Source organism: Pseudomonas sp. GB2N2, assembly GCF_054897705.1.
This window is the reverse complement of the sequence record NZ_CM142701.1, coordinates 2,215,347-2,228,223: the sequence shown is the minus strand read 5'-3', so window position 1 is coordinate 2,228,223 and position 12,877 is coordinate 2,215,347. Positions and strand designations below refer to the sequence as shown.

General features: G+C 61.0%; 8 protein-coding genes. 5 read left to right on the top strand and 3 right to left on the bottom strand.

The window, feature by feature from the left end; all coding sequences use genetic code 11:
- Positions 1-2: 2 nt before the first annotated feature.
- Together ACYZT4_RS10100 and ACYZT4_RS10095 are read right to left on the bottom strand one after the other, a co-directional pair.
- Positions 3-2,252, bottom strand: a complete 2,250-nt coding sequence (locus tag ACYZT4_RS10100) for an Ig-like domain-containing protein (RefSeq protein ID WP_461987412.1) — start codon at positions 2,250-2,252, stop codon at positions 3-5.
- A gap of 35 nt (positions 2,253-2,287) precedes the next feature.
- The gene (locus tag ACYZT4_RS10095; protein ID WP_461987410.1) at positions 2,288-3,634 is read right to left on the bottom strand and encodes a hypothetical protein; all 1,347 of its coding nucleotides are present in this window, start codon (positions 3,632-3,634) and stop codon (positions 2,288-2,290) included.
- 325 nt (positions 3,635-3,959) lie between these two features.
- On the opposite strand from ACYZT4_RS10095, the gene ACYZT4_RS10090 reads away from it, so the two are divergent.
- From ACYZT4_RS10090 to ACYZT4_RS10070, 5 genes are all read left to right on the top strand, one after another.
- Entirely contained in the window at positions 3,960-5,420 is a 1,461-nt protein-coding gene (locus ACYZT4_RS10090; protein ID WP_461987408.1) for a sensor histidine kinase, read from the top strand.
- A 173-nt stretch (positions 5,421-5,593) separates the two neighbouring features.
- A complete protein-coding gene (locus ACYZT4_RS10085) occupies positions 5,594-8,401 on the top strand; it encodes a multicopper oxidase domain-containing protein (protein WP_461987407.1) in 2,808 nt (935 codons plus the stop codon).
- The gene (locus ACYZT4_RS10080) at positions 8,398-9,441 is read left to right on the top strand and encodes an SCO family protein (RefSeq protein ID WP_461987405.1); all 1,044 of its coding nucleotides are present in this window, start codon (positions 8,398-8,400) and stop codon (positions 9,439-9,441) included. The genes ACYZT4_RS10085 and ACYZT4_RS10080 overlap by 4 nt, the downstream gene beginning before the upstream one ends.
- A gap of 102 nt (positions 9,442-9,543) precedes the next feature.
- Positions 9,544-11,040: a sensor histidine kinase gene (locus tag ACYZT4_RS10075; RefSeq protein WP_461987403.1), complete on the top strand. Its 1,497-nt coding sequence runs from the start codon at positions 9,544-9,546 to the stop codon at positions 11,038-11,040.
- Positions 11,009-12,454: a sigma-54-dependent transcriptional regulator gene (locus ACYZT4_RS10070; RefSeq protein ID WP_461987401.1), complete on the top strand. Its 1,446-nt coding sequence runs from the start codon at positions 11,009-11,011 to the stop codon at positions 12,452-12,454. Before ACYZT4_RS10075 ends, ACYZT4_RS10070 begins: the two co-directional genes overlap by 32 nt.
- Here the strand turns inward: ACYZT4_RS10070 and ACYZT4_RS10065 are convergent.
- The gene (locus ACYZT4_RS10065) at positions 12,445-12,849 is read right to left on the bottom strand and encodes a hypothetical protein (protein ID WP_461987400.1); all 405 of its coding nucleotides are present in this window, start codon (positions 12,847-12,849) and stop codon (positions 12,445-12,447) included. The genes ACYZT4_RS10070 and ACYZT4_RS10065 overlap by 10 nt on opposite strands.
- Positions 12,850-12,877 lie beyond the last annotated feature (28 nt).

Below are 12,877 nucleotides of genomic sequence, written 5' to 3'. Positions count from 1 at the left end.
GCTCAGTTGGAGATCACCGACACCGAACGCGTGGTGCCTTGGGACGAGGTGATGGTGGCGGTCGGGTTCGCCGACGGAATCACCGTGGTGATGTTGTTCACCGTCAGCCGCCAGCGACCGGTCACCGGCACCGTGGTGGTGCCCAGGAGTTGCAACCCGGTCGGGGTCGACACCTGGATGGTGATGGTGTTGCCGGTGGTCACCGATGAGGTGCCCGCGAAGTCCCAGGTGAAACGGTTGTTCGAGCGCGCCGAGACCGTGGCCGTGGTCACCGTGAAGACTTCAGCCGCTGGCTTGGGCGAGACCTGCACGGTGACCGTCGCCGGTGACACCGACACGGCGCCGAAGCTGTCCTTGACGAAGTAGGTGAAGGTCGTGGTGAACGCCGTGGTCACCGTGGCCGGTGGGGTGTAGGTGATCACCGTGCCGTTGCTGCTGACGGTGCCGCGAGTGGCCGGCGGTTGAGTGAAGCTGGCGACCGCGAGCGGTACGTTGCCTTCCGGATCGGTGTCGTTGGTCAGCACACTGATCGGTATCGCCACGCCCAGGGTCGCGACGCTGTCGGCGACCGCCACCGGTGGCTGGTTAGGCGCCACGGTAATCGTCACGGTGGCCGGAGTGGCCGAGGCCAGGCCTTTGATGTCTTGCGCCTTGTACGTGAAGGTGGTGGTCAGCGGTGCATTGACCACGGCGGGCGGTGTGTAGGTGACCGCAGTCGTGCCGCTCAACGCCACAGTGCCCTGGCCGGTGGCCGGTTGGATCAGCGCCGTGATGCTCAGCGGCGTGTTGCCATCCGGGTCGCTGTCGTTGGTCAGCAGGCTGAGGGTGATCGGCACGCCGAAGCTGGTGCTGCCGGTGTCGGCCCGGGCGATGGGCGCCTGGTTTTCACCGGTGTCCGGTGCCGTCCCGGCTACCACCACCAGTTCGGTGTCGTTGCCGCCAGCGGCGGATTTGATCGTGACACTCGCCGGTGGCTGCGTCAGATCGGCAACGGTCAGGCGCTGCAATGTACCGGTTTTCGTCAGGCGCCCGTAGCCTTGGGCGACCATGTCCGGTACCACTACTTCGTCAGACGAAGTGGCTTCTATCAGCAGGCTGTGATTGCTCCAGTTGTAGCGTGCGGTCTGGATTTTCACGATGTCGGTCACTTTGCTCGACACCGCTGTTGGCCGTTTAGTACCGCTTGGGTCAGTTGCGGTCACCACGATCACCGAAGGCACGGTGGCACCGGTCAGACGATGGCCGAAAAATTGGCCGGTGTTGTCGCCGAGCATGTTGACCAGGCAGGGCGACTGCGGTGGTCCGGGAACCAGGGGCACGGTCTCGCGAAAGCACACACTTGAACCGTTGGTCGATTTGCCAAAGACCTCAACGCGGGTGCTGCTGGTACCCGTGCCTGAGGAGGTGCGGCGGTAAGTAGCGCGACCGATTTCCACGGGTGTTTGTGCGCGGTTGTCGAGGACTTTGCCGGACAGGGTGAAGAGGGTGGTCTGGATGGTCCCGGCCGGACCCTGGACACGCAGGAAGTTGTTATTGAATGGGCTGCCGGTGACCGCTTCCGTAAGGTTGGGATCGCCCACGAATGTCTCGATGGAGCCGGTGTCCGGATTCACTTCGGTGTACGGCCCGTTCACGCTGCGCAGGAATGGCCCGACGTCCCCGTTGAGTGCACCGGCGAAGTTGCCCGGTGCGCCGATGCCGATGTCGCGGGTGATGTTGATCGCCCGACGGCCCGGCGTGGTGACGTTGACCGTTTCTACGCCAAACGGGTGGGTGATGGTGTAGGTCCCCGCGACAGGAATGTTCACCCGCAGGCGAATCCGCGCGAAGCTGGCCTGATCGCCGTCGACAGGGTTTCCCCCAGTGAACGCCGCTTCGACCCCGGCCACGTAGGCATCCACGCCATAGCCGCCGACATCGGTGATGCTGGTATCGGCGAGGAACCAGAACGCTTCCGGCGGCCAGTTATCCGGGAACACCATCGGCTGGGTGTCGTCGAACACGCCAGGCTCCGGATTGAGGATGCACATGTAGGCGGGCGCGCCAGGAGCACCAGGTGACCGCGAGCTGGTAGCCCGCGACTGGCACAGCTCCAGCGACAGCAAACCGCTGTCCTGATACCACGTGGGGAATTTCCCCGTGGCGAAGGTGTAGGGGCCGGTATCGACAGCAGCGAGTTGCGCGAACGCACTGCCGGACAGCGAGAGAGTCAGCCCGAGCGCGTTGAGCGCGAAGCGTGGCCACTTGTTCATGATGCCTCCTGATGCGGATCTGGGCATGAGAGCGTTCATTGCACGATGACCACTTCTTCGGTATCGGTGCCGCCATTGGAGGACGTCACCCGAACCTTGGCCGGTGGAATCGGCGAGATGCCGGTCGACAGAGTTTTCTCTGCACCGTTGCCGCTGAGGGCGCCGATGGCGACACCCGTGCCGGAGGTGACGGTGAGTACCGGTGGCGAAGTTTCATCGCTGGTCGATGCCACGACCGTGATTTGCCCGCTACTGAGGCTGTACTCGGCCCGTGAAATCACCACCAGGTCGGTCAACGGCATGGACACGGTGGTCGGCGTGCTGCTTGGGATGGCCAAATGGTTGTCGGCCGTCACCAGCAGGTTGCTCGGCAACGTCGGGTTGGTGGGTGACTGGGCGTACCAGTGGCCGGTGGTGTCAGCCTCGGTCAGTTTCAGCACCGGGCTGTTGCTGTCCAGGCTAACGGTGGCCGGTGGCGGCGGGGCCATGACGAATACGTCCTGCTGGGCCACCGGGGCGCTGCTGCCGGCCTTACGCGAATAGGTGCTGCGCTCGGCAATGATCGGAGTGGGGCGCGCCAGCGTCGACAACTTGCCGGAAATGGCCATCACGGTGGTGCGCAAGTCCAGCCCGTTCGGGCCTTCAATGCGGATGTAGTTGGTGTTGAAAGGGCTGCCGGTGAAGGCCTCATCCAGGTTCGGATCGCCGACGAATTTGTCGGCGGAACCGGTGGCCGGGTTGGTCTCGGTGTAAGGGCCGTTGACGCTGCGCAAGAAGGGGCCGACATCACCTTTGAGCGCGCCATCGTAGGTTTTCGGCGAGCCGATACCGATGTCACGGGTCATGTTGATCGCCTTGCGCCCGGGGGTGTCGATGTTGAATACATCGACGCCGTAGGGGTGGGTGATGACATAGGTGCCCGCGGTGGGTACGTCCACGCGAATACGGATACGGGCGAAACTGATCTGGTCGCCTTCCTTGGGATCACCTCCGCTGAAGGCGGCTTCAAGGGCGCTGACGTAGGTCAGGTCGATGCCCCGTGCCACGTCGACGATGGCGCCGTCGCCGGTGAACCAGAACGCTTCATCGGGAAAGTTGTCCGGGAAAGCCACAGGCTTGGTGTCGTCAAAAATGCCGGGCGACGGATTCAGCAGGCACATGTAGGCCGGCGCGCCGGGTACACCGGCGACCCTGGAGCTGACAGCCTTTGACAGGCACAGGTCGACGGTCCGACCGTGGGTGTCCTGGTACCAGGAAGCGAAATTCCCGTTGGCTGGCACATAGGGGCCGGAATCCACGGCATACAGCGCTGCGTGTGAAACGCCTTGGGCCAAAGCGGACACGATCAGGGCGATCGCGGTTTTGGACAGTAAAGGGTGCATGAGTATTCCCTCTATCAGAGACCTGCCCCGGGGGGATGGGTCAGTTGAAGAGGCATCGGCAACTTCCATACCAATCGTTTGAAAACGGCGCGAGAGGCGCGTAGTCAAGGCTTTTCAAACTTGCGCGACGGTTGCATGCGCGACGGACATACGGGCCACTGTCCCCAGCATTGGGGGTAGGTGGGGATAACTGCAAACCTGTAGCCGCTGGCGAAGCCTGCTGCTAAAAAGTGACGGTGCTGGTGAAACAAGTGGAGGGACCCAAGGGCGGGCAAACCGCCGTGAGTGGGCTATAACCAATGGGGGAATCGCCGAGAAGTAGCCCATGAACATGCCAACGCAAACACTCCAGGCCGGGGAGCGCGATATCCATTTGAGCGCGCGTAAGCAGCCGTTCAATCTGCTGCGCTGGTTTTCGCTCATCAGCATGGCGGTGATTGGCACAGTGGCAGTAGCGCTGGGCGCGGTGTCCACGCGATTCGTGATTACCGAGAGCGTGCAGCGCGATGCGCTGCTGACCTCGCAGTTCATTCAGGCGATTGCCTCGGCCGAGGTGCGCCACGTATCGATCCCCAATGTGCGGACCATGGGCGAACTGCTCGATCCGCGCCAGGACCGCCATTTCCCCGACGTCGACCCGCTGGCCCGGGCCAATGCCCGAGGCGAGTTTCTCGACCATATCGAACATTTGCCGGACGTGATCCTGGCCAACATCTACGCCCCCGACCGCATGGTGATCTGGTCGACCAACCCGGCGTTGATGGGCACGACAATCCATGCCGACGAAGACCTGGATCAGGCGTTTTCCTCCAGGACGCCGGTTTCGGCCAGTTATCACGACGTCGATAAAACCCGCATGGAACAGAAATTCGTCACGCCGCCGGAATACATCTTCATTGAAAACTACATTCCGCTGTTCGATGCCGATGGCCAGAACGTCACGGCGATGGTCGAGATCTACAAAGAACCCAGGGACCTGATCGACCGCATGGAGCGCGGCCTGGTGCTGATCTGGATGGCCACCGCACTGGGTGGCGGCCTGATCTACCTGGGGTTGTACTGGATTGTACGGCGGGCGGCGATTCTGCTGGCGGCACAACAACAACAACTGATCACCAACGAAACCTTTGTCGCCCTGGGCGAGATGTCGTCGGCGGTGGCCCACAGCTTGCGTAATCCGTTGGCGACCATCCGTTCCAGCGCGGAACTGGCGCTGGAATTCGATCCCGGCCCGGCACACAAAAACATCAACGACATCATTGGCCAGGTTGATCGCATGTCGAAGTGGGTCAGGGAGTTGCTGCAATCCCTGCGCCCGCTGCATGACGAACCGGAACCGGTGAATCTGGTGGCGGCGCTGCACGACAGCGTCATGGCGTTCGAGCAGCAGATCGCCAAGGCCGGGGTCGACGTGGTGTTTGCGCCGAAGGAAACACCGATGGTCCTGAGCCAGCAGATGCAGCTGTCGCAGATACTCAACAGTCTGCTGGCGAATGCGCTCGAAGCCATGGACAAGGGCGGCACGCTGACCATCACCCTGGAGGCGACCGATTCCCGGGGCGTCAGTGCGCTGATCAGCGACACCGGCAAGGGCATGAACGACGAACAACGCAGCATGGCCTTCCGCCCGTTTTTCACCACCAAGCAAGGCGGGCTCGGCGTCGGGCTGGTGCTGGTCAAGCGGATCATGGAGCGGTGCGGCGGTGCCGTGAGCCTGGAAAGCCGCGAAGGTGAGGGCACTCGTGTTCGTCTGTCGTTCAAGCGGGTTCCCTGGAAGCGGGGATGAACTTTCCCCGGTGGTGGGTGTCATTCCCCATTCGTTTTTTGGGTCATGGCACATTGATGTTGATAAGCCATTGTTTTATGGGTGATTAATACTTTCGTATAAAGCTGTTACAAATCTGGCGAGCTCCTTGCAAAACCTCCATCACCCCCTTCACGACTTCGAGGCGGCTGGTGATGGACAGAAAATCGCGGTACCCCTTCAAATGGCTTGGCCTGCTGACACCGCTGAGCGTCCTTCTGACAATGATGCTGAGCACCGCGAGCCTGCGTGCCAGCCCGATCGATGACGAACGACAGCCCGAACCGTCCGACCCTTCGGCCTATTACGACGAACCGGCTGACGAAGCGACCGCTTTGAACGCCATTTTGACCCTGCCCGAGGCCAACCAGGACTCCTTCGATTTGCCGGATGGCGTCAAAGGCAGTCGCGACACCACGCGCAAGGAAAACATCCTGCCGCCGGCGGCACAGACCAGTTTCAATTACCCCACCAACGGCAAACCCAGCCCGCTGTTTGGCGCGCTGCCGTTCACTCAGCAACTGACGTTGTTTGAAGAGTTCGGCCCGGAAAAACTCGACCCCACCACCCCGGCCGCGCTGTTGCCGTTTCCACCGGCCGCCATTGGCCCGCTGCCGGCGCAAGACCCCAATAACGCGGCCCGCAGTGCGCCACCGGGCGTAGCGCTCGATACTTTTTTGCGCCAACCGGGGCTGACCCCGTTCCCCAGTCAGTTTTCCAACGTGGTGGATCGCAATCCGTGGCAGGCGCAGATCGAGTACTTCCTCAACCGCCATATCGGTTCGTCTGCCGAAGGTCGTCCGCCAGGAAAGGGCTGGTCGCATCAGCGCTGGAACGAGTTCTACCCGCAAAACGCCTACAAGACCGTGCAGACCGGTGCGCGGATCAACGGCGGGGTGCGCGACAGTGTGCAAATGCACCATTACGCCGTGGGGGAATTCGGCCCCGGAGGTCTCTATCACAACGTCGCCGGTGTACCGGTAACGGATGGCACCTCCAAAGGCGTCGATCCGCGGTTCCACCCGAACATGCCGGTGCAGAACCACAACTCGGTGTGGACCTTCGACGGCACCCTGCCGCCCAAATTGTTGATGGTGCGCTACGGTCAGCCAGTGCTGATGCGCCATTACAACGGCTTGCCGATCGACCCGGCGGCCAACATGGGCTTCGGCCTGCACACCATCACCACCCATGAGCACAACGGTCACGCGCCGGCGGAAAGCGATGGCTATGCCAACGCGTTTTTCTTCCCGGGGCAGTATTACGACTATCGCTGGCCGATCCAGCTGGCCGGCTACGACAGCATCAACACCGACGCCCATGATCCGCGCGCGGCGTTCCCTTGCGCGCCGGGCGAATCCCTGTGGACCAACGACCTGAGCCCGAGTCGCAAGACCTGCGAAAACGGCACGATCAAGATCCGTGGCGACTGGCGCGAAACCATGAGCACCCACTGGTTCCACGACCACATGCTCGATTTCACCGCGCAGAACGTCTACAAGGGCAACGCGGCGATGATGAATTACTACAGCGCCCTGGACCGCGGCAACGAGTCGGTAAACGACGGCGTCAACCTGCGTTTCCCCAGCGGCAGCGGCTTGCCGTGGGGCAACCGCGACTACGACGTCAACCTGGTGTTCGCGGACAAAGCCTGGGATGCGAATGGTCAGCTGTGGTTCAACCCCTTCAACACCGACGGCTTCCTCGGTGACCAGGTAATGGTCAACTGGCAGTGGAAACCGACGCTGGACGTCCGGGCCCGCAGCTATCGGTTCCGCATGCTCAACGGTTCGGTGTCGCGTTACTACAAATGGGCGCTGGTGCGTGAAATCAAGGGCACCAGTGGCGAGTTCCAGGGCCCCAAAGGCTCGGGTCTGTCGTATGCCCGCGTGCCGTTCCACATGATTGCCAACGACGGCAACATCATGGAACACAGCGTGCCCTTCGACGGCACCATGGACCTCGACGCCGACGGCGATAAACAGAACCACAACGCTATCTTGCCGACACAGGGCATTGCCGAACGCTTCGACATCATCGTCAACTTCGCCAGGAACGGCATCAAGCCAGGGGACAAGATTTTCTTGGTCAACCTGCTGGCCCATGATGACGGCAAAGGTCCGAAAGAACCGATCGCCCTCGCCGACGTGCTCTCCGAGAAATACCTGGCGGTGATCAAGCAATCGAGCAAGGGACCGCAGTGGGACAAAGGTGATCCGGCGGTGGGCAAAGTGTTGCAACTCAACGTCAAGGCCTACACCGGTCAGGACTTGGCCATGGACCCGGCGCTGTACGAGCCGGCCAAACCGGGCAAGGCTGAAGGCCTGGTGATGATCCCGCTGAAGATTCACCGCGACAATGCGGCCGACAAAGTCCTGCTGTCTCAGGCCCGGCACCGCAGCTTCATCTTCGGTCGTTCCGACGGCACCGATGAAGCACCGTGGACCGTCAAGACCGATGGCGGCTTCGGCTTCCACATGGACCCTCGGCGGCTGAACGCGGCCACCCAGTTGAAGAGCGGCCCGACCGATGCCGGCACCAATGGCTTCGGCACCCTGGAAGTGTGGAACATCAAGCTGGGCGGCAAGGGCTGGAGCCACCCGGTGCATGTGCACTTCGAGGAGGGCATCATCCTCAGCCGTGGCGGCAAGGCACCACCGGAATGGGAAAAATGGGCACGCAAGGACGTGTACCGCATCGGCTCTGAAAACGACGGCCTGGACAGCGTCGAGATGGCGATCAACTTCCGCGAATTTGCCGGGACCTATATGGAACACTGTCATAACACTCAGCATGAGGACAACTCCATGCTGCTGCGCTGGGACATTGAGAAACCCGGGCAATTCCAGTTGATGCCGACACCGCTGCCAAGTTGGGATGGCGTGCGTTACGTCAACTCCGCCGCGCTGCCAACCTTCCGCAATGGCGATGGCTACGGCCCGCAAGTGACGGTGAAAAAATGATCCGCCGGGGAGCCGACACGCCAGTGCATACGCCGCGCTCCCGCGCCCTGGGTATGCACCTGATTCTGGTACTGGTGACGTTCCTGCTGGCCAGTCAGGTGCTGCTCGCCCATGAAGGCGTTCTTGAAAATGCAGTGGCGCCGACGGAGTCGGCGACACCCTGGGGCAGCGATTATTTCCCCAATACCCTGCTGACCGATCAGGACGGTCGGCAGGTGCATTTTTTCGATGACCTGATCAAAGACAAAGTGGTGGTGATCAACTTCATTTTCACCTCGTGCAGCGACTCTTGTCCGCTGGAAACCGCGCGCCTGCGTCAGGTGCAAAAACTGCTCGGCGACAGGGTCGGCCAGGACATCTTTTTCTACTCGATCAGCATTGATCCCTTGAGTGATACACCCGAAGTGCTCAAGGCCTATTCGCAACGGTTCAAGGTCGGCCCGGGCTGGAAATTCCTCACCGGGACATTCGAGGCCGTCACCGACCTGCGCAAAAAGCTCGGGTTGTTCATCGAGGGCGTCGATAACGGGCGCAGCAAGGACCACAACCTGAGCCTGATCGTCGGCAATCAGAGTACGGGGCGCTGGATGAAAGCCTCTCCGTTCGAAAACCCGTGGATACTCGCCGATCAACTGGCCAACACCTTGCAGAACTGGAAGCAGCCCAGTGTTGAAGAAAATTATGCCAATGCACCCGAGATCCGCCCGCCGAGCAACGGCGAAGAATTGTTCCGCACCCGTTGTGCTTCGTGCCACAGCCTTGGACCGCTGGACGGACAGGGCATCGGCATGCGCAGCATCGGCCCGGACTTGATCGGCGTCACTCGACAGCGCGCCCCGGCGTGGCTTAATCGCTGGATCCGCGAACCGGATCGCCTGCTGGCCGAGAAGGACCCGATTGCCGTGGAACTGTTTCAACGCTTTGACAAAGTGCCGATGCCCAACCTGCGTCTGGACGAAAAATCCGCGCAGTCCATCATCGATTTTTTGCAGGAAGAAACCGATCGTCAGCAACCGTTGCAAGCGGCGCAGGCGCCTTAGCGGCTGATGACAGTCATTGAGCCACCGTGCTCGACCAATGCCACCTACACTGATCCGAAACCCCTACTGAAAAAGCTCCATGCCAGTACCCGGGACACACCCATGCAGATACTCGAACAACATAAAGTACCTGCGCCGTCGAACACGCCGGCGGGAGAAGGTACGTGCTGGCGGTGCCAATTCAATCTGCTGCGCTGGTTTTCCCTCGGCAGTTTTCTGATCATCGCCGGCGTCGCGATGGTACTGGGTTACATTTCCACGCGTTTCGTGGTCGAGGAGAGCATCGAGCGCGACTCCATGCTGACCGCGCAATTCATTCAGGCCATCGGCGCCGCCGAAATACGCCACGCGACGATTTCTCCGAACAGAACCATGGGCGAAATGCTCGATCCGCGTCAGGACAACGCCTATCCCGACGTGAATCCCGGCGCACGTGCTGCTTCGCGGATCGAGTTTCTCGATCATGTGGAGCATCTGCCGGATCTGCTGCTGGCCACGGTGTATGCCCAGGACCGCACCGTGGTCTGGTCGACCAACCCGGAACTGATCGGCGTGCGTATCGAGGACGATGATGAGCTGGACGAATCCTTCGAAATGAAAGAGCTGGTGTCCACCAGCTATCACGAGATCGATGAGGAACGTCCCGAACAGCGCCTGCTCCGCGAGCCTGAATACCTGTTCATCGAGAATTACATCCCGATGTTCAACGCCGACAAAAGCAAAGTCATTGCCATGGTCGAGATCTACAAGGAGCCGGCGGATTTGGTGGAACGTATCCAGCGCGGCTTCAAGGCTATCTGGCTGGCGACCGTGCTTGGCGGTGCGGTCATTTACCTGGGGTTGTTCTGGATTGTGCGGCGTGCGGCCAAGCTGCTGGAAAGTCAGCAGAAGCAGCTGGTTGCCAACGAAACGTTCGTCGCCCTCGGAGAAATGTCCTCGGCGGTGGCCCACAGCTTGCGCAACCCGCTGGCGAACATTCGTTCCAGCGCCGAGCTGGCCCAGGACATCGCCAGCCACGGCGCGCAGAAGAACATCGGCGACATCATCAATCAGGTTGATCGCATGTCGCGCTGGGTTCGCGAGTTGCTGGTGTCGTTGCGGCCGATGAATGACGACTATGAAACCGTGGACCTGGTGCTGGCCATCGACGACACCCTGAGTGCCTTCGACGCGTTGATCAAGCGTTGCGGCGTTGAAGTGCGCTTCACCCCGCAAACCTGGCCACCGGTGCTCACCCAACAGGTGCTGCTGACGCAAATTCTCAATAGCCTGTTCGCCAACGCGCTGGAGGCCATGCCCAAGGGTGGCGTGCTGAGCATCGACATCGAGGCGCCGCAACCCGGACAGGTGCGCATGACCTTGAGCGACACCGGCAAGGGCATGACCCCACAGCAGCAGCAAATGGTCTTCAAGCCGTTTTTCACCACCAAACAAGGCGGGTTGGGCGTTGGCCTGGCCCTGGTCAAACGAATAATGGAACGCTTTGAGGGCTCGGTCGAACTGACCAGTCGAGAGCAGGAAGGAACCCGCGTCAGTCTTAATTTTAAAGTGGCAACGGGAGGGGAATATGGAGCACAGCATTCTGCTGGTCGAGGATGACGAACTGCTCGCCGAGAACATCCAGACCTACCTTGAGCGCAAAGGCTTCGAGGTGACTGTCTGCCATTCGGCGGAAGAGGCGCTTGAACAATTGAGCACGTTCGCGCCTGACGTGGTGCTGACCGACAACTCGCTGCCGGGCATGAGCGGTCACGACCTGATCCAGAAGCTGCGCATCAGCGCGCCGGATCTGAAAGTGATCATGATGACCGGCTACGGCAATGTCGAAGACGCCGTGGTAGCGATGAAGGAAGGCGCATTCCATTACGTCACCAAACCGGTGGCGCTGCCAGAGCTCAAGCTGTTGCTGGACAAGGCGCTGGCCACTGACCGAATGGAACGCACACTGTCGTTTTATCAGGAGCGCGAGGCGCAGAAGTCGGGGGTTCAGGCATTGATCGGCTCATCGGCACCGATGCTTTATCTCAAGGGCACCATTGCGCAATTGCTTGATGCCGAGCGCCGCATGGCCAATACCGATCTGCCGCCAGTGCTGGTGGAAGGCGAAACCGGCACCGGCAAGGAACTGGTGGCCCGCGCGCTGCATTTTGACGGCCCGCGCAGCAAGGGCCCGTTCATTGAATTCAACTGCGCATCGATTCCTTCAAATCTAGTCGAGTCGGAACTGTTCGGCCACGAGAAGGGCGCGTTCACCGATGCCAAGGACCGCCGCGTCGGTCTGGTGGAAGCAGCGGATGGCGGTACATTGTTTCTCGATGAAGTCGGGGAAATGGACCTGCTTCTGCAAGCCAAACTGCTGAAGCTGCTGGAAGACCGGACGATTCGCCGGGTCGGTTCGGTGAAGGAGCGCAAGGTCGATCTGCGGGTGATCAGCGCGACCAACTGCAACCTCGAACAAATGGTTCAGCAGGGCAAATTCCGCCGCGACCTGTTCTTTCGTTTGCGCATCATCTCGATCAAGGTGCCGCGCCTGTATGCCCGTGGCGAAGACATTCTGTTGCTGGCCCGGCACTTCCTCGCCATCCACGGCAAACGCTACGGCAAACCGAACCTGCATTTCAGTGATCAGGCCGAAGAGTTGATGCTCAGCTATACATGGCCGGGCAATGTCCGCGAATTACGCAACATGCTCGAACAAACCGTGCTGCTGGCCCAGACCGACACCATCGCCGCTTATCAGTTGAACGTCTGCCAGAGCCTGGTAGATGAACCGATGGTGATGCCCGAGATGCCCCACCATCATCATAATCATCACAGTGAGCCGCGCCCGATGTACAACGGCAGCGAGTCGATGAACCTCCCGGAAGTGGAGCGCGACATGGTGCGCAAGATGCTCGACAAGACTGACTGGAACGTCACCAAGTCCGCGCGTCTGCTGGGTTTGAGCCGCGACATGCTGCGTTATCGCATCGAAAAACTCGGCCTCGCGCGCCCGGACAAACGTCAGTGGTAGACGGGCGTGGCCTGGCCCTGGCGAGTGAGGCAGGCCAGCAGGCAGCTTGGGTCGACGACTTCTTCATTGACGTAGACACCGCGCGCTTCATCGTAAGAACGGATGAACACGCGCACGGTGGCGTCCGCGACCGTGGGCAAGCGTGAATCGGAAAACACGTGCTCGCTGGAAATCGGGATGAAATCCTGCGGCGCCGTGGGGATGTACGAACCCGGCGGCACGGTGCTCAGGGTAGGCGGAACCGGGTGGGCAAACGGCTGGTTGTCGCCGTAATAGTTGAACTCGCTGCTGTACTCGGACGGCGGCGTCAGGGTGTCGTTCGCGTGAGCGGCAGTAGCGGCAGTAGCGGCGGTCAGGCAGAGAAGGAATGACAGCGTCAGATCGATGTTTTTCATGGCAGCACCCGCGAATCGGTTTTCCGGA